This window comes from Pedobacter vanadiisoli (genome assembly GCF_042684385.1).
Taxonomy (GTDB): domain Bacteria; phylum Bacteroidota; class Bacteroidia; order Sphingobacteriales; family Sphingobacteriaceae; genus Pedobacter; species Pedobacter vanadiisoli.
The window spans coordinates 150,617-176,656 of record NZ_JBHULL010000043.1 but is presented as its reverse complement, the minus strand read 5'-3'; the positions used below and the strand labels follow the sequence as shown (position 1 = coordinate 176,656).

The following is a 26,040-nucleotide window of genomic DNA, read 5'->3' as shown; positions in this document are numbered from 1 at the left end:
AAAAAAACATGAGAAAATTATTTAAAATATTTATTCTTGGAACAATAATTTTATCAGGCTCGTCTTGTAAAAAATTCCTTGATGTAAACACAAATCCAAATAGCCCAACATCAGCAACCCCTAATCTTGTTTTGCCGCAGGCAATAGTTACTTCTGCATCGGCAATGAATTCTTACGATAACTTTGGTGCATGGACAGGTGGTTATAAAGCAAACGCAGGTGGTTATGGCGGTTGGGGAACTGTTTGGACCTACAACTTTACAACAGGTGATTATGCTGGTATATTTTCTGATACCTTTTCAGGTATAAATCAGCTGAACTTTGTAATTAATAACACAACTGCAGACGGTCCATTAAAATATTACAATGCGATGGCCCGTATCATGAAAAGTTTCCTGTATACAAAACTTGTAGATCAATATGGTGATGTACCTTATTCTGATGCAGGTAAAGGCTTAAATAATCTTAGTCCAAAGTACGATAACTATGCCAGTGTATATACAGCTTGTTTCTCTGAGCTAAATAACGCTATCGCAATTATGAATACAGCTCCTGTTACCAATGTAACCACTGCCGTAACAGCAGCACAAGACCCATTATTTGGTGGAAGTGCAACAGCAAATCTTGTTAAATGGAAACAATTTGCAAATACAATCAAATTAAAAATGATAGTACGCGCTAGAAATGTAGCCGCTTTATCATCATTTGTTTCATCATCTATTGCTTCATTGCCTACAACAACAAGTGATTATGTAAATGATGATGTAATTGTTCAGCCAGGTTACTCAGCTTCTACAGCAAGCCAATTTAACCCTAGATGGTCAACCTATGCTTGGGACATCAACGGTACAGCTACTGGTAGCGGATTGTCTAGCTTACCAACCCCGTGGATTGTTTCTTTTTATAACGGAACAAAATTAAGCGATAATGTTCGTGGTACTGCGGTTTACGCATCTTTTGGTACAAGCGTTTCACAATCTATCAATGGTAATACAATCACATTCACAGGACCTTCTTCAAATCAATTAGGTTTTGATACGGAGCCTGTTAAACGTAGTCAGAATGGATCTTACTGGTATTCTGGAGTAGGTAGATCATCAAGACCTACAGGTACTACAGCAAACGCTGCAGCAGATGTGGGCGGTGTACTAAAAGGCGCATCAATGGGTACTGTATTAATGTTAGCCTCAGAATCTTACTTCCTACAGGCAGAAGCATCTCTGGCAACAGTAAATATCTTGCCTGCATTAAACGCAAGTGGACAGACATTGTTCGAAAACGGAATTACTGCTTCGTATAATTATTTATATAAAAATGCTGCCAATGTTTATTTCAATACAACCCCTGCAGCGACATTAAAAGATAACTATAAAACTGCTAATGCTACAAGTGCGCTTGTTAACTGGCCATTAGCGCTTAGCGATGCAGATAAATTAGAAGCAATTATTACACAAAAGTATATCGCAGTAAACTTGATCAACAGCGAAGAAGGTTTTAACGAGTACAGAAGAACAGGTTATCCAAGAATATCTGCTGGATCTACATCTGCTACCGCTACTTTCGCTTCACTTAAATCAGGTGCACCAGCTGCAGATAAATTACCAACTAGAATCCTTTATCCTGCGGTGGAGTTTCAAGTTAACTCTGAGAATGTACCTAAAGGAGTTAGTCCGTACACGACTAAAATCTGGTATGCCAAATAGTAACAATATTAAATTGCAAAGAAATGAAAATATTTAAATTATTAATAACTGGTGCAATTTTGACAACGGTAATGTCATCTTGCCTGAAAAATAAATTCGACACGATCAATCCTAGTGGTAGCCCTTCTGTAGTTGAATTTAAAAATCCTGTAGCACCATCGTCAGAAACTCCAGAAGGTTCACTTTACACGGTGTTCCCAGTAGCTTACGAAGTAGGTGCAAGTGTTGAGGTATCTTATACCGTACAATTAACCGGCCCAGATCCGGCACCGCAAGATGTTACGGTAAACATTGGTACTAAAAGTGCCGCAATAACAGAACTGAATGCTGACAAATCAATCATTGCTTCATACGTTCCTTATGTTGAGTTACCGGCATCATTGTACACGATAACCACGCCAACTGTAACAATTCCAGCTGGTCAGCGCGCAGCCACTGTAAAGGTTGCTTATAAAACTGCAAATTTTGATTTTTCCAAAAAATATGCCTTGCCAATATCCGTTACTTCAACCAATTATGGCGGAGTAAGCAAGAATTTTGGAACTATTCTGTTAAATGTTTCTGCAAAAAATGCATATGATGGCATTTATGCAATGCAGACAGGAAGCTTTGTACAAAGGTATTCGAATCCAACAACTCCGACTACAGGAGATGCATTGAATGGAAATACCTCTACGAATCCAAATGTGACATTAACAACTGTTGGTGCAACAACTCTTGAAATCACAAATTTGAGATGGGCAGGTGGAACTTCAGGTGTTGCTGGTATCGACAATCTTCGTTTAACAGTAGATCCTGCAACAAACTTGGTTACAATGAGTTCTTTGGGCAATCCTACGCTTGCTAATGTTCCTGGTTCGGTAAACAAATACGACCCCGCAACCCGTACATTTACATTAAATTTTGACTGGAACCAAACAGCTGCAAAACGTGTTTATGGTTTAAATATCAAATACAGTGGTGTTAGGTAAAATAATATTTTAGTTTATTAAAGGTGTTCATTATATTAGTGAACACCTTTTTTTATATTCATGAAAACCACATATTTAATGCTGATATTTCTTGTCGTATCAAGAATGTCTTACGCTCAAAACATCCGTCAGCAGAAAATGGATTTGCCTGATGGCTCTAAATTAACCTATCAAACTATAAACAATGAACTCAATGGGATTTATTTGATTGATAAGGAAGGTTTAACAGTTTTAAGGGGTAATTACGTTAACGAAAAACGGGTTGGAAATTGGTATTTCTTCAATAAAGACAAAAGCCTTTTTGCAAGGTATAATTACGATGCCAAGAAATTGTTATCGGTTGATACGAAGATGTTGGCTTTAGCTACTGTAAATGTTAAATCAGGAAATGAAGATATTAATGCTAAAGCCTCTGTAAGCCTTCCATTGATCTCATTAGAACAATACTTTCCTTTGGTAACCAGATTGGCAGAATCTACAATCCCTTTAAATGACATTTATAAATTAGACCAGAATTCTGTATACATTAAAGCTAAGGTTGACGACCAAGGAAAAGCAGAATATTTTGTTAACTACGAGATAAAAGGGAAAAAGCAAGAATATAAACTTAAAGTTGATAAGGATCCATTTTTTATCGATTGGGTTGTTGCGTCGTATGAAGGTAAAACATATCCTTCAGAGTTTATTATTAAGACCAAACTCAATGCTCCCACGCAGGAAGGAAATCATAAAAGAATAAATTGGTTATAATTATAAACTTTAAGTCAATTTTAAAGGAGCTTGTAAAACAAGCTCCTTTTTATTTATGTCTGTTTCTGCAATTACACAAAACCTGACAACTCCAAATACTCTGTAGTAACCGCTTATGGTACAATAGGATTTTCCAAAATTAATTGAAAAATAGTGTAACCTGATAATTAACTACTGCATCAGCTGTCTCTTTGGAATGAACTTTTGCTGCAGGTTATAAGCGTAAAAATTGTATCTATTCTATATAACCGTACAATATGACCAGGTCAAAAGGTATGGCAGTAAGTTAGATGTGGGATTTCATTCTTTATGCAGGATTGGTCAGACACCTCATTAAGAACTAAAAATCCTCAATATTTTTTGATCGCATTGGTTTATTTGCAAAAAAAATAGCCTATTTGATAATTTTTGAATTTTATTCAGGCATTCATTGATTTTCTAATCTTATTTTAATGTAATTGTATTTTTTTTATTAATAAATATAGGGCAACGGGTCTTCTTTTTTGTTTGTTTGTTGCTTTCCTTGCATTGTAAAAGGTTTTTGTTGGAGTTTTGGTTAAATTATGTCGTATCTTATAGAAAATCATAGTTGGTTTTTTTATCTGTGGATTTGCATGAAGTTAATCTAAGTGCTATATTGTATTCGTTAACCGAAACTAGACTAACTTTTTATGAAAAAACTCTTACAGAGTTTGTTCGCATTGTTTGTTATCGCGACCGGAGCAGTAACTAAGATCGGACAACCAACACGATTAATGGCATGCAAAACGCCATGATACCCCAGGATTAAATATTTTTAACAAGGCTGCGGCTAAAAAGGACCACAATAGTTGCAGGCTAAAATTTAATCGGCTTAGGGGAACAAGTGTTTCTAATAATCAGTTATTTAGATCGATTTAAGTGAGGAGAAATAAAAAATAATTATTTTTTATTGTAAAATTTGTATTACAAAACACTAAATCCTATATTGTAAATTATTAACTAAACTAAACTATTTTTATGAAAAAACTTCTACAAAGTTTGTTCATATTGCTATTTATTGCCACCTCGGCAATAGCGCAAGATCGAACAATCACAGGAACAGTTACGGCCAGTGAAGATGGATTGCCACTTCCGGGTGTAAGTGTTAAAGTCAAAGGTGCAGCCGGGGGAACCACAACCGGGGTTGATGGTAAGTACTCTCTTAAAGTCGGTAACAAAGCAACCGCTTTGGAATTTTCCTATATTGGTTTCTTAAGCCAAACCAAAGCTATTGGTGGTAGTAGTGTGGTTAACATACAACTTAAAAGCGATTCTAAAACATTATCTGATGTGGTGGTAACAGGTTATACTACACAGTCCAAAAAGGATGTTACCGGATCAATAGCAAGTGTAAGCGGAGAAAAGCTTAAAAATGTACCTGTACAAAGTTTTGAGCAGGCACTTGCGGGTAAAGCGGCTGGTGTAAACATCATTCAGCCAAACGGGGTTTTAAATAACCCACCTGTTTTCAGGGTACGCGGTTTTAACTCCATCTCCTTGAGTTCATATCCACTTATTATTGTTGATGGTATTCCGGTATTTACAGGAGATCAATCTGCAAATAGTGCTGCGGGTAACGCATTAGGCGATATTAATCCATCTGACATCGAATCTATTGATATCTTGAAAGATGCGGCTTCTTCTGCCATTTATGGTTCTAGGGCGGCTAACGGCGTAGTGGTAATTACCACTAAAAAAGGTAAACAAGGGGTAACCAAAATCAATTATGAAGGTTGGGTAGGAACCACTAAAGCTCAAAACCTCACACCTCTACTAAATGCAGCGGAGTATGTTCAGATCAAAAATGAAGCTAGAACTAATATAGGTCAGGCACCAGCCTTCTTTTTGCAAACAAAATCAGATGGCTCGCAGGTAGAAACCAACTGGTATGATTATGCATATAGAACGGCTACTTCTCAAAACCATGCATTAAATTTCTCTGGTGCAAACGAAAAAACATCTTATTACGTATCAATAGGTTATAGTAATCAGGAAGGTTTTATTGTTGGAAACTCTTTTGAAAGAAAAAATGGACGTGTAAATATTGATCATAAATTATTTAAAAACGTAACCATTGGTACAAACTTTTCTTACAGTAATACCTTAAACCGTGCTCCAAATACAGGGTCTTTGCCGGGACAGGCTTTCTCTACTGTTGGCTTGGGTAGGTTGGCAATTGTATTGCCTCCCAACGTAGCGGCTTACAATGAAGATGGTTCATATAATATAAATGCTCCCGCAGGATCTGTTGGTTTAGGTGCCAATACCATTGCATCCAATTATCCCAATGCAGCTGTATTGGTAAATGAAGATAAAAATACATCAGAAAGTGATCGTATCATCGCAAATGCCTATGCCTCAATCCAGATTGTAAAAGGCTTGACATTCAAAACCACTTATGGTCTTGACAATCTTAAAATAGACAACAATTCATTTGTAAACCGCTTACAGGGTGATGGTTTTACTTATGGGGGTGGTGCTACAAGTAATTTCGTTAAAAATAGCAGATGGAACTGGTCCAATACACTAAGTTATAACGGCTTGTTTGGCGATCATACCTTAGGTGCACTTATCGGTGCCGAAGATCAATATACAAAATCTCTTGGCTATGGTGCTACCAGGCAGGGCGTAATTGATCCTTTTATCAAGGTTTTTCAAGGCGCATTTGGTGCCATTACTCCTGCGGGATTGATACAGGGAGATAATGCCTTCCGTTCTTATTTTGGTAGCATTAACTATGATTACAAAAAGAAATATTACTTAACAGGGTCATTCAGACGTGATGGCTATTCCGGATTATCAGCAAACAATAAGTATGGTAATTTCGGTGGTGCATCAGTTGGTTATGCAATCTCGGAAGAGAATTTTTATAAAAATTTGGGTATCAGTAAAGTGTTAACGCGTGTTAAATTGCACGGAAGTTATGGAGAGGTTGGAAACATTAACATTGGTAATTACCCTGCTTTGTTTTTATATAATCCTGGACTTTATGGTTTATCTCCTGCATTGTCATTTGCGCAAGCGGGTAATCCTAACCTAACTTGGGAAACCAGTAAAAAAGCGGATGTTGGTATTAATTTGGAGTTCTTAGGTGGACGCTTCTCTTTGGATGTAGACTATTATCATAACAATATTGATAATCTGGTTCAAAATGCTCCTCAGGCACCTTCTAAAGGGGTACCTGGAAATGCGATTACCACAAACGTAGGTAAAATGTACAATAAGGGATTTGAGTTTACCGTAAATTCGAGAAATATTGAACACGATGATTTTAGCTGGACAACCAGTTTAACCTTCAGTACCCTGAAAAACGAAGTTACGGCATTGGGTAATAATAATGCCGATCTTTTTGGGGCGACATCCTTAGAAACCGCAAATATTACACGCGTTGGTTACCCAATCGGATCAATTTATACTGTTCCAACAGCAGGTGTTGACCCAGCAACCGGTGAACGCATTTTCGTAAATAGATTTGGGCAAAAATTGAGATTCAGTTTTGCACGTGCTACTGCTGCACGCTATCAATATCTTGATGGACCGAACGCAGGACAGAATGCTCCTGCAATTGATGCTGCATTGGATGCCACAATAACAGGACAGTCAATACCGAAATGGTTTGGCGGATTGGATAATAATTTCCGCTACAAAGCTTTTGATTTAAGCTTAGGGCTAACATTCTCTGGTGGTAATAAAATTTATTATGGTTCATTGGCCGGGCTTCGTGATCAGCGTTTTTGGAATAACGAAAAAGATGTGCTGAACAGATGGACAACGCCGGGCCAGGTAACAGATATTCCGAGGCTGGTTTATGGCGATAACACCTCAAATGGATCTGCCTTTGCACAATCACAAAATGTTTTCAGCGGTAATTTCTTGAAAGTTAGAAACCTGGCTTTAGGTTATACCCTGCCTAAAACATTGTTTAGCAAATATGGTGTTTCGAATATCAGGGTTTATGCACAATCGAGTAACCTGTGGATTATATCTAATTATCCTGGTCCTGACCCTGAGGTTTCTGTAAATGGTAACTCTACAACAACAGGAAATAGCGGTAACCTTGCTCCGGGTGTAGATAGAAACTCTGTACCTTCTGGTAGAACATTTACTTTTGGTATCAATGTTGGATTTTAAAATTAGAGATCATGAAAATTAAAATAAACAATAGATTAAAATATCTTTTTATAGCCGCTCCTTTACTGTTTGCAACATCTTGTAAAAAGAACTTCTTAAATACGGCACCCGATACTTCCTTACCAATTGAAGATGCTTTTTCCAGTCCAGATAGGATCCTTTCACAGGTTAACGGGATATATGCCGGGGTAAAGACCGGTCAGTTTTACGGCGGTAGGTATTTAATTTACAATGATATCCGCGGAGAAGATTTTATAGTAAATAAGCCAAATGGGGTAACCGGTTTGGATACGTGGCGGTTCAACCTGGTTTCCAATACAAATGAGGTTGTAAATTTATGGGGAGCAATTTTCGCTGCTATTAACAGGGCTAACCTGGTTATTGAAGGCGTTAATGCCAATGCTAATTTACTTAGCCCGGCAACAGCAAAGCAATACATTGCGGAAGCCAAGTTTTTAAGGGCCCTATGTTATTATAGTGCATTACAATTATATGCAAAACCCTATATTACCGATAACGGCGCCAGCTTAGGAGTACCATTAAGGCTTAAGGGAGAGAAAGATTTAACCGGCAATGACTTAAAAAGAAGTACTGTAGCAGAAGTATATACACAGATTCTAAAAGATTTAAATGAAGCAGAACCAGACCTGGCATTGACCTTGCCTGCAACATCAATATCTATAAGGGCAACTAGAAATACGGCGATTGCTTTTAAAACCAGGGTATATCTGTCAATGGGAGATTTATCTTCAGTAGTTACCGAAGCCAATAAAATTGTTACTGCAACAGCGCCGTTTAAAGCAACAACAGGCACTCCCTTACAGTTAGAAGCTAATATTACTAATGTATTTAGTGGTGCTTATGTAGGTAATGCAACTGCTACTGAAGCGGTGTTATCTTTTCCAATGGCAGATTTAGATGCTCCTGGTACGCAGAATCAATTGGCTTATTATTATAATGTTTCGATAAATCAAGCGGGAGGTAATGAAGAGTATTTTTTAAATCCATCAGGAATTTTTGCAAACCCAGTTTTTGCTGCAGGTTCAACCGATGCCAGGAAAAGTCTAACAACAGTTTCAGGTGCCAATACCTATTTAACTAAATTTAAAAAACCATCACCATATACTGATTATATCCCTGTAATCAGATATGCTGAGGTTTTATTAAATCTGGCAGAGGCTACCGTAGTTTCCGATCCGGCACGATCTATAGCCTTGTTAACTGCGGTTAGACAAAGATCAAATCCGGGATATATTTTTCCGGCGACAGATTTACTGCCTGCTAACTTAAAAAATACCATCCTTACAGAAAGAAGGATTGAGTTACTTGGTGAAGGCTTCAGGTCTCCGGATGTAATGAGATTGGGTGCAGGTTTTGCTGCCAAAAGCGGCACTCAAGGCAGCGCTCCAGCCATTCCGTTTAATACAGCAGGCTATATCTGGCCTATTTCTGCAAACGAAGTACAAAATAACAAATTGATCGTTCAGAATTAATTTTTAATTTATAATGAAAGTCCCGGTGGAAATCGGGACTTTTTCATTGATTTTTTTCAGGGCGACTTCTTATCCGCGCCTATATTTCCCTGGGCTAATAAAAATTCAGTTCTAATATTGCTGCTAATTCGTGATCAATCCTATCGTAAGAAACAATTGCTCGCGAATAATAGGATTATATTTTTCCGGAATAAATGTTACCAGATGTTCCGATTTTAATTTCATTAAAGTGGAAAATGAAAAGTGTGTAAAATTTGCATTACAAAATACTAAATCTTATATTGCACTAACTATTAACTAAATTAAACTTTTTTATGAAAAACTTCTACAAAGTTTGTTCATATTGCTATTTATTGCCACCTCAGCAATAGCGCAAGATCGAACAATCACAGGAACAGTTACGGCTAGTGAAGATGGATTGCCACTTCCGGGTGTAAGTGTAAGAATTAAAGATGCATCAAATTCTGGTGTCTCTACAAACGCAGTAGGTAAATTTTCTATTAATGCAGGTGCAGGTGCAAAAGTGTTGGTTTTTTCTTCTGTTGGGTATTTAACACGGGAGATTACCATTAGGGGAAGCGTAATCAATGTTTCTATGGAAACTGATTCAAAGTCATTATCCGAAGTTGTGGTAACAGCTTTAGGTCAAAAAAGAGAAGCTAAATCTTTAGGTTATGCAGCGACGACCATTGATGCTTCAAAGCTAACGGCTGGCCGCTCAACCAACGTGGTAAATGCATTGGCAGGTAAAGTAGCGGGAGTGAAAATTCTGTCTACCGGTGGTGCAACAGGTGCTTCATCAAATATTAATATCAGGCAGGCCACAACCTTTACCGGATCGAACCAACCGCTATGGGTATTAGATGGTATTCCGATTGATAATACTGGCGGAGGGCAATCTGTAAATACAGGAAGTACAAATTCGAACAGGGGAATTGATTTAAACCAGGATGACATTGAGTCTGTAACGATTTTAAAGGGACCAGCTGCAGCTGTGCTTTATGGCTCAAGGGCTGTTGCCGGAGCTGTAATTGTAACCACTAAAAAGGGAAGCAAAGGGCAGGCCGGAAGAGTAGAATTAAGCAGCAACTACAATTATATAGAAGTTAACCGTTTACCGGATTATCAAAATGAATATTCTCAGGGTGCTAACGGATTATATGATTCTTATTCGCAAATGTCGTGGGGAACTAAAATAACAGGTCAAACGGTTACTAATTACCTTGGTAATCCGGAAACTCTTACTGCTTATCCGGATAATGTTAAGGATATATTTAAAGGGGGCTATAACCTGCAGAATAACGTTACTTTTACTGGCGGTACCGAAAAATCAGCTTACTACTTTAACTACGGAAATTTTAAAGAAAGTGGATATATCGATAACAATACTTTGGCTAAAAATAACTTTACAGTTAACGCAAGTACGCAATTGAGTAAAAACCTAACCATTAGTTCTTCCATTCAGTATATACATAATAACTCTGTAGGCACACCTACAGGTAATGCAAGGTCTAATCCGCTATTCGATGGAATGACATTGCCAAGAACCTATAACCTGGCAAATTATCCCTTCGAAACCCCTGCTGGCTTAAATAACATTCCTACAAGCCGTGTTAACAATGCAGGCTATACTTACTATAATATTTTAGGTACAGATAACCCATTATGGTCCATTAAATATGTTTTGTACAAACAAAAGATAGACCGGGCTATTGGTAACGTTGGGTTGGATTACAAAATAGCTGATTGGTTAAGTGCCAATTATAAAATCGGTATTGATCAATATACCAACGTATCTAAAACAATCAACGAAAAATCAGCAAACAACAACCAGTCTGCAAGCAGGGCCGGTTCTATTATCGATAATACGACAAACCGACGTGAGGTAAGTTCGTATTTCAATTTGGTGGCCAACAAAAGGTTCTGGAAAGATTTTGGTGCCAGACTTTTATTGGGTAACGAGATTAACTACAGAAGATTAGACCAGCTACAGGTTACCGGTAATGGTATACAGGCAGCCCATAATTATAATATATCGAATACCTTAACTTATATTCCGGTTCAAGCCATAACAGAACAAAGTTTGGTAGGGGTATATGCTGATATTAGCTTAGATTATAAATCTTTCGCATATCTGTCATTTACAGGCCGTAGAGATGTTTCGTCAACTTTTGCCCCTGATAAGAGAAGTTATTTTTACCCTAAAGTGGATGCCAGTTTTATTGCGACAGAAGCTTTCCCTGAGTTAAAACAAAATGATATCTTAACGTATTTGAAAATCAGGGCTAACTATGCGAAAGTAGGTAGGGAAGCACCGGTTTACAGCACCGGTACATATTTTGGCACTGCAGGCCCTTCTGATGGTTTCGGACCAAATCTGGTTTTTCCATTTAATGGGGTGAATGGGCAAACTTTTTCGAATGCAGCGGGTAACATTAATATCAAGCCCGAATTTACAGCATCAAGAGAAGTTGGTTTAGAGGCTAAGCTTTTAAAAGACAGGTTGAGTTTCGATATTGCATACTATAGCACCAAAAGCACCGACATTATATTTTCGGTACCTAGTGCACCTTCATCAGGATTTACCAGTACCCTGTTGAATGCGGGAACCCTAAAAGCTCACGGTATCGAACTATTGGTTAGTGGAACACCGATAAAATCGAGAGACTTTAACTGGGATTTATCTGTAAACTTTACTAAAGGAAGAAATGAAGTGGTAGAGCTTGCACCAGGCGTCCCTTTTATCGGTAATGGTGGTTTTACCAATCCACAGGGCCGTATTGTTACCGGATATCAGTACGGAACATTATTTGGCCAGGTATTTAAAAAACTTAACGGTAAGGATATTGTGGATGCAAATGGTAGGCTAAGTTCAGGGCAGATCAATACTGCAGAACTGCAGCCGATCGGTGATCCAAATCCAAAATGGACCGGTGGTGTAAATACAACATTCTCTTACAAAGGCCTGTCGTTAAGCCTGTTTGCTGACGTTCGGTATGGTGGTGATATTTATTCGAGAACAATTACTGATTTAAGACGATACGGTGTTGCTGCTGAAACAGGTAACAGGGATCGTTTGTATATGCACAATGCCGTATATGCAGATGGTACACCAAACAATACTTTAATTACGGCAGAACAATATTATAGTGATTTGTATTCTTCGGCAGCACAGCAATATGCGGTTTTTGATGGTTCTTGGATCAGGCTACGTGAAGCAACATTATCTTATCGTATACCGGGCAAACTATTAAACAAACTAAGCTTCATAAAGGGAATTAATGTTGGTTTAACGGGAAGAAACCTTTTGATGTATGCGCCTAATTTCCCTCACCTGGACCCGGAAAACAACCTTTTGGGTGTTAGTAATGGACAGGGCATTGAGTATAATGGCCAGCCTCAAACAAGAACCTATGGTGGATTTTTAAAATTATCATTTTAGTATTAGGAGAGTTTAAATATGAAAATTAATATAAAGAAAATAGTTTTTGGATTGGCATTAGCCATGACAGGACTGAGCTCGTGCAAGAAATTTGTAGACATTAATGATGATCCTACACGATTAAAAGATCCTGATGCTAGTTTAATCCTACCCGCAGCACAAGGTAACCTTGCTTTTACCATGGGCTCAGACATACACCGTTTTACTTCGTTATGGGTGCAGCAGTTTGCTGCGCAGGGTGGTGGCGCGGTTCAGCCAACGCAATATGATAAATATGCGGTAGGCGAAGGTGATATCAATAATACCTGGGCGGCAACCTTTGCAGGTACCTTAGCTGATTTACAGAAAGTGATCGAAAAAACCAAAGCAACAAGCCCAAAATATGCAGGTGTTGCAGAGCTCATAAAAGCTTATGTTTATCAAACCCATGTGGATGCGTATGGTGATCTGCCTTATACAGAAGCTATTGGTTACGAAGCGAATTTAAAACCTAAATTTGATGGATCTTCAGCCATATACGATAACCTGTTCGGTTTAATTGATGAAGGAGTTGCAGATATCAAAAAAGCATCTTTATTGGCTCCTACAACTGATGATCTATTTTATGGTGGTGATATGGATAAATGGGAACGTTTTGCAAATGCGTTAAAGTTGAGAATGTATATCCACTATTTTTCTACAAATGGAACAGCGGCAGACGCTACAAGAGCAAAAACAGGTATAACTGCAATTTTGGCCGCCAATAAATTATTGAGAGGAAATACCGATAATTTTCAGATGCGGTTTTTAACTTCAGCCAATCAAACCAATCCTATCCACCAATTTGAAGGATCAAGACCAAACCAGTTTTTTCCAAGTAAAACGTTGGTTGATATCATGAATGCCAAGAGTGATAGTAGAAGAAACTCATATTTTACCCTGCAATCAGGAACCTATATCGGTGCAACAAATGGAAATGGTGATGTTGTGGTAAGTACTGCCTTTTCGCGCATGAGCACTTATCTTAGAGGAAAGCTTTCAGCAGGTGCATACTCTGGTGAAGCGCCAATAAGGATGTTTACTTTTGCTGAGCAAAATCAGATTTTGGCAGAATATTTTGCGAGAACAAATGGCGGGAATGATTTACTAACTGCCGATACCTATTATAAAGCAGGGATAACCGCTTCGTTTGCAAATGCCGTTGAATTTTCAGATGCGACAGAAGCTTTGGCAGTAAGTTCGGGTTTAACGGCTTACCTGGCGTCAACAAATGGAACCTTAGTTACCGGAAATGCTCTTCAAAAAATTATTGAAGAAAAATTTGTGTCTAATTTTGGAGTAGCCATCGAGCCCTGGACGGACTGGAGGAGAACGGGATTTCCTGTGCTAACGCCGGTATCTCCTTCAACAGCAGTGCCGCGCATATTGCCGTATTCATTTAACGAGAGAAGCTACAATCCTAATACACCAGCCCGACCTTCAGTATTTGTAAAATCTGTATTTTGGGATAAATAATTATAACTATGAAAAGAATTTTAATCATATTATTTGCATCAATATTAGGCTTGGCCTCATGCAAAAAAGATCCAAAGCAACCTGAAACGCTCAATACAGACGTTACTATTATCTTTGATGGGAACATCAATACAGTATCAGGTACCTATTCAAGCTATGCGAGTGCTACTCCTACCACAAAAGGAACAGGAACTGTAAATATTGTAATTACTTATAGCGGAGATGTGAAAACACTTTCGTTTACCACACCAACAGGTACAGTTGTTAACAATCTTGGTACGGCTACTGTAAGTGGCGGTTCTTATACTTTTACCAAATTAGTAAAAGATTTACGTGGCTCGGCTGATGCTCCGCTCCCTACTTCGGGTTCAAGTGGCTCGGTTGTTTTAACGGTTACAGCAACCCTCGGTAATGGGCAGACCGTAAAACGCTTCTTCACCATTAACATAACCGGATAACCGGTAAAAAGAAAGGCCTGGAAATTTCCAGGCCTTTCTTTTTAAATCGAAGGAATGAGCTTATTTCTTATCTACACTATACTTCCCGGGTCCAATAAAGATCAATCCGAAAAATACAATGCCCAATTCAATTGCATGGCTGGCGCCTTGTAAGCCATCCCCTTTGCCAAAATGAACCAAAGCTGCTATAACCATTGTAAAAATCAATAAAATTAAGGCTGGTCTGAAAAATAAGCCAACAATTAAAAGAAAACCACCAAATGTTTCAGTAGCGGCGGCCATAAAGCCCCAAAATATCGGTAGAAAATCTATGCCGATTACTTTCATGCTTCCACCTAAATCAGTCCATCCGTTTGGTCCGCCTGCCAGTTTCGGGAAACCATGAATAATGAACATTACGCCTAAACCAATACGTAGCAGTAACAGGCCTGTATTGCGGTATTTTCCTAAATTGTCTAAAATTGCCATCTTATAAATATTTAAATTGAACGTTGTTTGTTTCTACTTTTAAGTTTACTTCAGCACCTAAAACCATATTGAGGTTATTGCTGATATGCCCTGTTGGAAAATTAAAGCAGACTGGAAAATCGTATTCTTTAACAATATCCCAGATCACCTCATCAGCCGTTTGTCCGAAAGAAATCTTTTCTTCAGCTATTTCATTAAACGCGCCTACAATGAATCCTCTTAAGTGTGCAAGTTTTCCTGCCCGTTTTAGCATCCTCAACATCCGGTCGATGCTATACTCGTGTTCACCAACATCTTCCAAAAAGAGAATTTTATCGGTAAAATCCATTTCCGAAACTGAGCCCTGTACCATGGCAAGCAAGGTTAAATTACCACCGATCAAAATCCCGGTTGCTTCTCCTGCCCTATTTTTAAAGCTACTTTGATAAGAATAGCTCTGTTTTTCGCCAAATAAAGCCTTCTTTAAAGAAATTAAAGCTTCTTCGGTGGATTCATCAAATGTATAGGGCATCTGTGCATGCATGCACTGGGTACTACATTGCGCAACCAGGTGCGAAAGCAGAACGGTGATGTCGCTAAAACCTACAAACCACTTAGGATTTTTTTTAAATTCTGTAAAGTCCAGGTGATCGATAATCCGGATGGTACCATAACCTCCACGACCCGAAATTATTGCTTTTATGGATGGGTCATCTAAAAAGCGCTGAATATCTTTAGTTCTTAGGGCGTCAGTTCCGGCAAATTGGTGATGACTGGCATTTACAGTATCACCTAAAATAACCTCTAAACCCCAGTCTTTCAATATTTCAATGGCATGGTCTATCGGTTTAGGTAATTTCTTTGCCGGACACACCAGGGCAATCTTATCTCCTTTTTTTAAATACGGGGGCTGCTTAATCATCTTTAAAACACTTATCTTTGCCAAATTAATAAAAATTGTTTTGGATAATAGTAAAATAAAAAGATATACCGTAACTGCAGCGCTACCCTATACAAATGGACCTGTTCATATTGGGCACCTGGCCGGTGTTTACATCCCTGCAGATATTTATGCCCGTTATTTAAGATCGAACAAACGTGATGTAAAATTCATCTGCGGATCTGATGAAAATGGCGTTCCGATTACTTTAAAGGCCAAAAAGGAAGGAATAACACCGCAGGAAGTAGTAGATAAGTACCATAAAATTATTGGCAATTCCTTTAAAGAGTTTGGTATATCTTTCGATATCTATCACCGTACCTCATCGCTTACCCATCACCAAACTGCTGCCGATTTCTTCGAAACACTTTATGAAAAAGGGGTTTTTACCGAAGAAATTACCGAGCAATATTATGATGCCACTGCGAAACAATTTTTGGCCGATCGTTACATCACAGGTACCTGTCCTAAATGTGGTAACGAAAATGCTTACGGCGATCAGTGCGAAAATTGCGGGTCTACGCTTAATGCAACCGATCTGATCAATCCAAAATCGACCTTATCAGGAGATAAACCAATTTTAAAGGAAACTAAAAACTGGTTTCTGCCACTCGATAAGTATGAAGATCGATTAAGAACTTATATCGAAAGCCATAAAGAGTGGCGCCCGAACGTTTACGGCCAATGCCAAAGCTGGTTAAATGCAGGCTTACAGCCAAGGGCAATGACCAGAGATTTAGATTGGGGAGTACGCGTTCCGCTTCGCGATGCCGAGGGCAAAGTACTTTATGTATGGTTCGATGCACCTATTGGATATATTTCTGCAACCAAAGAGCTGTGTAACTATGCGAAGCTTGATGTGTGGAATCCTAAAGCCGAAGAATATTACATTAATAGCAACGAAAGCGATAAATGTGGCTGGGAAGAATACTGGAAAAGCGACGAAACCAAGTTAGTTCACTTTATTGGCAAAGATAATATCGTTTTCCATTGCATTATTTTCCCGGCAATGCTAATGGCACATGGCGAGTATACCCTGGCTGATAATGTGCCTGCAAACGAATTCTTAAATCTGGAAGGCCAAAAAATATCGACTTCTAAAAACTGGGCAGTTTGGCTGAACGAATATTTAAGGGAGTTTGAAGGTAAACAGGATGTATTGCGTTATGTATTAACAGCGACGGCTCCTGAAACCAAGGACAACGATTTTACCTGGAAAGATTTTCAGGCGAGAAACAATAATGAGCTGGTTGCTATACTTGGCAATTTTGTAAACCGCGTAGTGGTACTTACGCATAAATATTTTGGTGGTTCAGTGCCTACCTGCATGGAAATTACCGATGTAGATCAAGCTGTTATTGATGAACTGGCTGGTTACCCTGCTAAAATTTCCGCATCAATAGAAAACTACCGTTTTAGAGAGGCTTTATCGGAAGTAATGAACGTTGCCCGTTTAGGAAATAAATACCTGGCCGAAACCGAGCCCTGGAAACTCATTAAAACCGACGAAGACCGCGTAAGAACAATCTTGCATATTGCGCTTCAAGTGGCGGCCAATATTCAGATCCTGATCGAACCTTTCTTGCCGTTTACTGCCGAAAAGTTAATGAAGATGCTCCAAAATGGAGGCCATGATTGGGCTGATGCTGGTACGGTTAGCCTGTTAAAACGTGGTCACGATATTGGAGAAGCTGTGCTCTTGTTTGATAAAATTGAAGATGAAGAGATCGACTTCCAGATCGGGAAACTGAATCAAAGCAAAGCCAGCAATGCTGCTAATAGTGCTGTTGCTATTCCGGCAAAAGAAAATATCCAGTTTGATGATTTCTCGGCAATAGACATCCGCGTTGCTACTATTGTAGCCGCAGAAAAGGTAGAGAAAACCAAAAAACTGTTAAAGTTAACAGTAAATACAGGCATTGATGAAAGAACAGTGGTTTCTGGTATTGCCGAATATTATAAACCTGAAGACATTGTTGGTAAACAGGTAAGTATGGTTGTTAACCTGGCGCCGAGGGAGATCAAAGGAATTTTATCTCAAGGCATGATTTTAATGGCCGAAAATGCAGAAGGCAAACTCACTTTTGTAGCACCAACGAGTAAGTTTGAAGATGGGAGTGTGGTGAGATAGGGCAGTTCAGTGTCACATTATTCTACATATTTTATTGGATCATGTCGCCAAGGGTGTTCTTATAAACATAAAATAAATCCGATAGGAGTCTGGGTATTTTCGTAAAAATCAGACTCCTATCAGCCTTACGTTTCTTTAAATTTTAATCCTGTCAAAACTGGCTCTTTCAATAAACTTATTGTTGTTTAAAACTTCAATCGCAGGTTCACCTCAAAATCGCCGTTGGTATAATTGGATAATGATGCGGTTTGCAAAGTATGCGAAAAACCAAGGAGATATTTTTGCTGATAATCCATTCCAATACCAAAACTTGCACTTCCACTAGTGTGGTAAAAGCCGTTTAATAATATCTGTTTCTTTGCAAAACTTAGTTGCGCACCCGTATCCCATATATGATCAAAACCTTTAATACCTCTAAAAACAATTTTTGGCTCTAATTCGGCCTCATTTACGGCAATTTTATAACTAAAAGCCGAATAAAAAATGGGTAAATCGGCCACCATACTATTATTATTCCAGAATAAGTTCTTTAGGTTGGGCAGTGATACTTCCAAGCTGATTTTACCAGTTGTTAAGGCCAATCCGAAATCACCATCGAAATAGTTTTGACGTTGGTTATAAAGGCTGACTAGATTATCATTCGGATTACCGTTAATTTCGTCGACAGCTAAACGTTGGTTTCTTATTCCTGCTGAAAGGCCAAAATGTAATGTGGATGCCTCGTTAATTTGCAGGTGATAAGCATAGCTGGCCAATACACGTACAAACCGTTGCAGACCAGCCTTATCTAATGTTACATTGAGGCCAATGCCAACCTTTTTGTAACCATATTCTGCCGTCAGGTTCTGTACTACTGGTGCACCAGGAATATCGCTGAACTGTGAACGATGAGATAGGCTTAATGCCCATCCTTTCTCAATCCCTGCCATGGCCGGGTTGCCTAAATAGCGGTTCGTATAATATTGTGCCTGCAAGGGGTTGAGCTGTGCCCTGAGTACCGTTGGAGCGCAACTAGCGATAGCAATAATAATGGAAAGCCTGATTTTCATATGAGTTAAATTAGAGGGAACTTGACCAAGTTTTACATGGTGTTATTGTTGCCTGATGATTGTAATGAAACCTTTTTGTTTTAATTTTTCAGGCCCAAAATCGATGATGTAATAATAAGTACCTTCTGCCAGCGCCTGTCCGTTTACTGTTCCGTCCCATGTATTGTTATACCCTTTTTGAGTGAATAAGATTCTTCCGGCGCGATCAAACACCTGTACCACATTATCTGGATACGCATCTATATTTGCCACAGTCCAAAAATCGTTCACGCCATCACTGTTAGGCGTAAGAATGTTATTGGCTTTTACAGCCAGGAAATCATCACGAACGTTTATGGTAATGCTACTGCTCTGGCTACATCCACTGGCATTTCTTGCTGTAACAATGTAGGTAGTGGTTTGGCTTGGCCTGATATTAAGCACAGCTGTATTTTGACCTGAAATAATTCCATTAGCATTGGCCCAACCATAGGTATGGCCTCCTGTTGCGGTTAAGCTTAACGTTTCGCCTTTACTTACACTATTTCCTTTACTGCTCAAAATCTCAACAGTGGGCAATGTATTGATGGTTAAGCTTCCATTTACATAGTTAAAGCTATAGTTACTGGCAGCTGCACCAGCTGGCGTTAATGTGTAGGCACCAGCCAAAGAATTACTATTGGCATTAGCAGTTACCGTGGGTTTGGTACTAAGGTTATTTTCATTGTCGCCATATTTAAAACCTGAATAACTTACATCAAGAGCCGGGAGGTTACTGCTTTGACACATCGCCTTATTATTGGCTGTTATGTTGAGCACAGCTTTGGAGATAGTTAGGTTGGCTGGATTATAAGTAATGGCATAATTTATACCAGCGTCCAAGTTTCCTTGTCTAATGCTATAACTACCTGTGTTTTCGCCAACTGTTCTTGCTAATGAGCCTGTAAGCGCATCAGCACCTAACAAACCACTGGCGGTATAGGTTAAAGCCGGATCAACGTCGCCATAAACCTTACTTTTTGCAGCCGCAGTAATGATTAATGTTTTTGCGGCAATTGATAAGTCGGCAGAAACATAGTTGATACTGTAATTGCTTCCCGCTGTTAAACTCCCTTGATTAATGACATAGTTACCAACATTCTCGCCAACTGTTCTTGCTAATGAGCCCGTAAGCACATCTGCTCCTACCAAACTAGTACTCGTATAAGTTAGTAGAGGATCAGTCTCGCCATATATTTTAGTTTTTGCCAGTACTGTTATCGTCAAGTTTTTTGATGTAATGGTAAAATTGGCAGGTGCATAAGCAATGCTGTAATTGGTACCCGCCGAAAGGCTTCCTTGGGTAATTGCATAAGTCCCTACACCCTCGCCAGTAGCCCTGGTTAAGGTACCTGTAAGTACATCCGTTCCTACCAAACCCGAACTGGTGTAGGTAAGCGAGGGATCGCCATCGCCATAAATCTTGCTTTTGGCTTGGGCGGTAATGGTTAGCGCTTTATTGGTAATCGTTAAGTTGGCTGGTATGTAAGTAATGTTGTAATTAGCTCCTGCGTCTAAAGTTCCTTGGGTGATTGTATACGTTCCCACATTTTCGCCAGTTGTCCTGGTTAAGGTACCCGTAACCACATCAGTACCGACCAAACCCGAGCTGGTGTAGGTAAGCGAGGGATCGCCATCGCCGTAAATTTTACTTTTAGCCTGCGCAGTAATGCCCAGTATTTTAGGTGTAATGGCAAATGTAGCTTGATTAAAAACAACGCTATAATTAGCTCCTGCGTCTAAAGTTCCTTGGGTGATTGCATACGCTCCCACATTTTCGCCCGTTGCCCTGGTTAAGGCACCCGTAAGTACATCAGTACCAACCAAACCCGAGCTGGTGTAGGTAAGCGAGGGATCGGCCTCACCGTAAATTTTACTTTTAGCCTGCGCAGTAATGCCCAGTATTTTAGGTGTAATGGCAAATGTAGCTTGATTAAAAACAACGCTATAATTAGCGCCTGCATCTAAAGTTCCTTGGGTGATTGCATACGTTCCCACATTTTCGCCAGTTGCCCTGGTTAAGGTACCCGTAACCACATCAGTACCAACCAAACCCGAGCTGGTGTAGGTGAGGGAAGGATCGCCACCACCATAAACCTTGCTTTTTGCCTCTGCCGTTATCATTAATCCTGCTTTGGTTATGGTTAAGCTTCCATTCTGATAAGTAATGGCATAGTTATTTGAGGTATAACCTGTTGGACTGATAAAATAACTTCCCACATCCTTGGCTCCAATTGCAGTGCCTGTATAGCTTAAGGTGCCTTGCAGAACTTGTTCATTTTCTCCATTAACAAATCCATTATAGCTTACTCCATTTCCTCCGGTGTAAGCTACTGCATTATAGGTTTTATTAAAATTATTGGCGGTAATAGTTAGTGTTTTTTGTTGCACATTGATATTGAAACTTACCGGAGTGGCCGCACTATGGTTCACATCTCCGGGCTGACTAGCCGTTATCGTCGCCGTTCCTGCAGCCAAAATATGCACCTGTCCGCTTGCATTAACCGAAGCCACCGCAGGATTGCTGCTGGCATAATTCACCGACAATCCTGATGATGCAATAGCCGAAGCATCAACAACAGTATTTCCGTATGTTAGCTGAAGTACAGCACCTGTTACCTGGTTATTAAAGGTAATTACGTTCGCCCCAGATGGCACAATGCTTAATGTTCCGTTTTTGTAGTCGAAATCGTAATTGGCAGAAAGCAATCCACTAGGCGCTATTACATAATTCCCTGTATTTACAGCACCTTGCGAGTTGCCTCCATATATTAATGTTCCATTTAATACAGCCTGGGTTTCGCCATTTACAAAGCCATTATAGCTTACACCATTTCCACCGGCATAGGCAAGTGCATCATAGGTTTTACTAAAGTCGGTTGCGGTAACGGTCAACATTTTCTTGGCAACCTGCAGTTGGAAACTTATCGGTGTAGCTGGCCCATAATTCGCATCGCCAGGCTGGCTTACCGTTATGGTGGTTGTACCTGTTCCCAACAAGCTTACCTGACCCGAAGTATTTATGGTAGCTACAGATAAATTGCTGCTTTGGTAAGCTGCCGTTAACCCCGAACTGGCATTGGCCGATGCATTGAGATCGGCATCACCATAGGTTTTGGTTAACAGGCTGCCGGCAGCTTGGGCATTAAAAGTTAAAGTATTTACATTATTAAGCGAAATAACCAATTGTCCGTTTATATAACTGATGGCATAATTAGTTGCACTCAATCCCTGAGGAACAATGGTATAATTGCCTGTATTTATTGCGCCCTGAGCGGTACCGCTAAAACTCAATGTTCCGGAAAGCACGCCCGGATCTTCGCCCAAGGCAAATGTGCCATAGGTTACCCCATTGCCGCCGCTATAACCCAAACCATTATATACCTTGTTAAAATTGTTTGCGGCAATGGTTAATGGCTTTGGTGTAATTGAAGCCGCAGCACTTGATAGATCGCTAATATTTGCTAATTTATAATTTCCAGCCTGTGTGCCCGTTAATAAAACATTGGCTAAAGGCAGGGTAATCGTCTTTCCGGTTCCTGCATCTTTCGTGTCGTACTGGGCAATAGCAGAATTTAAACTTAGCTGTATATCGTCATTATTAATGATATCGCCATTAGCTAAAACGAGATCTGTTACCTGAATGGTGCCGGCCGTACTGGCATCATAAACCTTGGTAAAAGTGGCATTTGGTTTTATGCTGGCCGTTACCGGTTTTTTATCGATGGTAAGGTTAAAAACAACATCATTTGCCGGAACATAACCCATACCTCCTGCCTGGCTGGCAGTAATGTTTACAGTCCCTGCCTTTTTGATCTTCAGTTTCCATTTGTTGGCATCTGCGGCATCCTGAAAGGCTTCGGCAATGCTGTTATCAGTAGAAACATAGGTAACCGTTAAGCCCGAACTTGCCGTTGCACCGGGTTCGAAAGCCAAATCGCCATAGGTTTTGCTTAAATTATGGGCAGTAATGGTTTGCGATTGCGCCAGCGCTTCGTAAGCACCCAAATCAATATTGGCACCTGTTAAACGTGGATTGCCATCAAGGTCTTTGGTGTTGGCTGTCAAATCCGAAAAGAGGCTTTGGTCGCCGGCATTTATAAGAGCACCTCCTGTTTTTGGCCTATAATCGCCAATAGTTGTTAAAGCTGGAGCAAGTGGCGACACAAATAAATCTGTTACCGTTCCATTAAAGGCGACTAATCCGGCACCACTTGCTCCCTGTACTAGACTATTTTTATAAACGGGCATATCTGTACCTGAACTGTTTATTATGCCTGTACTATTACCAAATACAATAGTGTTTTGCAGTTGTGGTGAAGCGTTATTGGTATTGAAGATTACGCCTCCTGTATTGGATAGGTTGCCAACAATAGTAGCATTAGTTAATACTGGTGATGAATTGTTATTATAAATGCCCGAGCCATTGTTGGCTGCATTGCCACTAATAAGCACGTTAGTAAGCTTTGGTGTTGCTCCAGAACTATTATAGATGGCTCCTCCATTAGCATCTGCACTGTTTCCGCTCAGCACAACATTAATTAGCTTAACGGCCCCCGTGCTAATATTAGCTATTCCACCACCTCCGCTACCGGTTCCGAGTGAAAAATTATTACTAATGGTTACATTGTTAAATTGAGCGGTTGATGCCATGTTAGCAATTGCTCCACCTAATCGGCCTCCTGTAATCAGGTTGCCAGTAAAACGACAATCGGAAATAACTGGCCCTGAACCAGTATTGTACATGGCCCCGCCACTTTCATCGCCCCAGCCCTGACCAGCAATATTGCTGCATTTATTGTTTACAAAACTACTTTTGGCAATCACTGGATTGGCAGCTGAACCATTAGGTGAAACACCTATAAAAATGGCTCCTCCCATGCCGGCTGAAACATTGTTGTTTTCAAAAATACAATTGGTAATTGTGGGGCTGGATGAAGTAATGTTCATTCCACCACCCTGGTTTTTAGATATGGCCAAACCGTTAACCGTGATATTGCTTCCACTTCCATTACCCCCTTTAATGGTGAAACCATCCAATTCGGCAAGGCCTACATCACCAGAAGAGATGAGTACATGGTAGGCATTTTCACCGTTATTGGCAAAATTGAGGGTGGCACCTACACCGCTTATAATATCGTCATTGTTAAAATCGCCACTGAGTGTACTTTTATTAACTGTTAATGTCAGATCTCGTTGGGCACGTGTTGTTTCAGTTCCGGCAAAACCTCCGTACAGCTTCACATCCTTAACCAGCAAAAAGGTATTATCCCGCCCTGCAGAAGTGCCAAAGTTATTATCGGCAGGACTGTACATCGGCTTATAAATTCCTCCTGCTACCCAGATTTCTTTTATCATTCCCGGAGTAGCCGTATTTAAGCTTTTGGTTATAAGCAATGCATCAGCCAATTCAGATAGTGCATTGGTCCAACTGCTGCCGTTACCTGTTCCGCCTTGCTTAACATACAGGATACCATCGGCGTTGGGAGCGTAAATAGAATTGACTACAACGGTTGCAGTTATAGGCGCAGCGACGCAATTATTGGTGTGAGATGTAATGGTGAAGGTTACTGTTTGTGGTACGGCTGTTATATTGATTAATGACCCACTGATATTGCCATTACCACTACTAGCCATGCCGGTAACAATTACCGAATTGTCTCTCGTCCAGCTATAAGTTATACCAGCTAAATTGCTGTTCAAGACAATAGGCACAATTGTCTGTCCGGAACTTACAGTTTGTGCATTTGGAGTAGCCGTTGTATTGGATATTGGATTGATTGTGTAGGTAAATGTTTTGGTGGCGGGACTGGCACAAGGCTGGTCGTAAGTAATAATTACCTCGCCTAACCCTTCTTGAAAACCTTGGGTATGCACTACCGATGTGGCTTGCGAAACCGTATAGCTACTTCCACCACCGCCACCACCATAAACTGCGCCACCGCCACCATAATAGCCGCCACCGCCACCACCAGCAGCCGTACCGTAAAAGGTACCTCCATTTCCGCCGAAACCCAATCTACCTGCGGTTGCTGGAACGCTGCTACTGTTTCCACTACCTGCAAGAGCAACTCCTGCTGCACCGCCTGCAGATTGGGTTCCTCCCTTCCCCGTATATGGGCTGGCCTGGTTACTACACTCATAACCATCATCACCGATCAAACCCCCTCCTGCACCACCAGATTCAGCAACATTTGAACAATTATTTCCACCGCCCCCTCCTCCGCCTGCAACAATAACTCTATTGTTTATTAATATTCCACCAATCCTGATATCTGAAGCATCGCCACCCTTTGGCTGCGCAATACTACCTCCACCATTTCCGCCGCCGTTAAAGCCGCTATTGCCTCCGACAACAATGTAAAGTGTCTGACCAGGAGTAACCGGGTATTCTGCAGTTACCCTTCCGCCTTTTCCTCCCACATCATCTGGTCTTACACCTGGCTGATTATAAATAGCACTACCTCCCTGCGCGCCCCGTACATCAACCCTAACACTGGTTACCCCTGCCGGAACCACAAATGTTTGCATAGTTCCTGTATAACTGAAAGTCTGGCTGATTTCAGTCCTTGGTGTAACTGATATTGTTGCCGTTGCAGGACTAGTCCCAGTATTTACCGCATTAAAGGCTGGGAGATTTCCCCTGCCGCTAGCAGCCAAACCAATAGCCGGATTAGAGTTTGTCCACGAGTAAACCACATTTGAAGTGCTGCTTGTAAAATTAACCGCAGCAATAGTAGCACCATTACAGGCTTGTTTATTCTGTGGCTGATCCATTGGCGGGCATTGTGCGTATAACCGGCCGGTTGTGGCAAGGAACAATAAAACCAAGAGCAAATTCTTCATGTTGAGCTATAAAATTTAAATCTAAATTTGTGCTAAACGGTAGGAAAAGTATAGCCAGATTAAAATCATCAGGCATATAGCTACTAAAATGATAATAACAGGCACAGTGAACTTCCCCCTGGGTTTAAGCATGTGCAAATGTTAGG

At 40.1% G+C, this 26,040-nt stretch carries 13 protein-coding genes; 9 read left to right on the top strand and 4 right to left on the bottom strand.

Annotated features, from left to right (window positions below; translation table 11 throughout):
* Positions 1-8 precede the first annotated feature (8 nt).
* From ACFSR6_RS20910 to ACFSR6_RS20875, 8 genes are all read left to right on the top strand, one after another.
* The gene (locus ACFSR6_RS20910) at positions 9-1,703 is read left to right on the top strand and encodes a SusD/RagB family nutrient-binding outer membrane lipoprotein (RefSeq protein WP_379082599.1); all 1,695 of its coding nucleotides are present in this window, start codon (positions 9-11) and stop codon (positions 1,701-1,703) included.
* Positions 1,704-1,726: 23 nt separating this feature from the next.
* The gene (locus ACFSR6_RS20905; protein WP_379082597.1) at positions 1,727-2,674 is read left to right on the top strand and encodes a DUF1735 domain-containing protein; all 948 of its coding nucleotides are present in this window, start codon (positions 1,727-1,729) and stop codon (positions 2,672-2,674) included.
* A gap of 60 nt (positions 2,675-2,734) precedes the next feature.
* Positions 2,735-3,424: a hypothetical protein gene (locus tag ACFSR6_RS20900; protein ID WP_379082595.1), complete on the top strand. Its 690-nt coding sequence runs from the start codon at positions 2,735-2,737 to the stop codon at positions 3,422-3,424.
* Positions 3,425-4,423: 999 nt separating this feature from the next.
* Positions 4,424-7,576, top strand: a complete 3,153-nt coding sequence (locus ACFSR6_RS20895; RefSeq protein ID WP_379082594.1) for a SusC/RagA family TonB-linked outer membrane protein — start codon at positions 4,424-4,426, stop codon at positions 7,574-7,576.
* 11 nt (positions 7,577-7,587) lie between these two features.
* The gene (locus ACFSR6_RS20890; RefSeq protein ID WP_379082592.1) at positions 7,588-9,069 is read left to right on the top strand and encodes a RagB/SusD family nutrient uptake outer membrane protein; all 1,482 of its coding nucleotides are present in this window, start codon (positions 7,588-7,590) and stop codon (positions 9,067-9,069) included.
* Positions 9,070-9,403: 334 nt separating this feature from the next.
* Positions 9,404-12,511 (top strand): SusC/RagA family TonB-linked outer membrane protein, encoded by a 3,108-nt coding sequence (locus ACFSR6_RS20885; RefSeq protein ID WP_379082590.1) that lies wholly within the window; start codon positions 9,404-9,406, stop codon positions 12,509-12,511.
* An 18-nt stretch (positions 12,512-12,529) separates the two neighbouring features.
* Positions 12,530-14,005 carry a SusD/RagB family nutrient-binding outer membrane lipoprotein gene (locus ACFSR6_RS20880; RefSeq protein WP_379082588.1) on the top strand — a complete coding sequence of 492 codons (1,476 nt, stop codon included), beginning with the start codon at positions 12,530-12,532 and terminating at the stop codon, positions 14,003-14,005.
* 8 nt (positions 14,006-14,013) lie between these two features.
* Positions 14,014-14,463 (top strand): hypothetical protein, encoded by a 450-nt coding sequence (locus ACFSR6_RS20875; RefSeq protein ID WP_379082586.1) that lies wholly within the window; start codon positions 14,014-14,016, stop codon positions 14,461-14,463.
* Between the two features lie 60 nt (positions 14,464-14,523).
* On the opposite strand, the gene ACFSR6_RS20870 is transcribed toward ACFSR6_RS20875, so the two are convergent.
* Together ACFSR6_RS20870 and ACFSR6_RS20865 are read right to left on the bottom strand one after the other, a co-directional pair.
* Positions 14,524-14,931, bottom strand: coding sequence for a DoxX family protein (locus ACFSR6_RS20870; RefSeq protein ID WP_379082584.1), 408 nt, complete (start codon positions 14,929-14,931; stop codon positions 14,524-14,526).
* Position 14,932: 1 nt separating this feature from the next.
* Entirely contained in the window at positions 14,933-15,832 is a 900-nt protein-coding gene (locus ACFSR6_RS20865; RefSeq protein WP_379082582.1) for a S66 peptidase family protein, read from the bottom strand.
* A gap of 40 nt (positions 15,833-15,872) precedes the next feature.
* Between ACFSR6_RS20865 and metG the strand changes: the two genes are divergently transcribed.
* Positions 15,873-17,981 (top strand): methionine--tRNA ligase, encoded by a 2,109-nt coding sequence (gene metG / locus ACFSR6_RS20860; protein WP_379082579.1) that lies wholly within the window; start codon positions 15,873-15,875, stop codon positions 17,979-17,981.
* A 185-nt stretch (positions 17,982-18,166) separates the two neighbouring features.
* On the opposite strand, the gene ACFSR6_RS20855 is transcribed toward metG, so the two are convergent.
* Both ACFSR6_RS20855 and ACFSR6_RS20850 read right to left on the bottom strand, forming a co-directional pair.
* Complete coding sequence (locus ACFSR6_RS20855) at positions 18,167-19,030, bottom strand: PorP/SprF family type IX secretion system membrane protein (protein ID WP_379082576.1); 864 nt, start codon at positions 19,028-19,030, stop codon at positions 18,167-18,169.
* Positions 19,031-19,072: 42 nt separating this feature from the next.
* The gene (locus ACFSR6_RS20850) at positions 19,073-25,894 is read right to left on the bottom strand and encodes an MBG domain-containing protein (RefSeq protein WP_379082574.1); all 6,822 of its coding nucleotides are present in this window, start codon (positions 25,892-25,894) and stop codon (positions 19,073-19,075) included.
* Between the last annotated feature and the right edge of the window lie 146 nt (positions 25,895-26,040).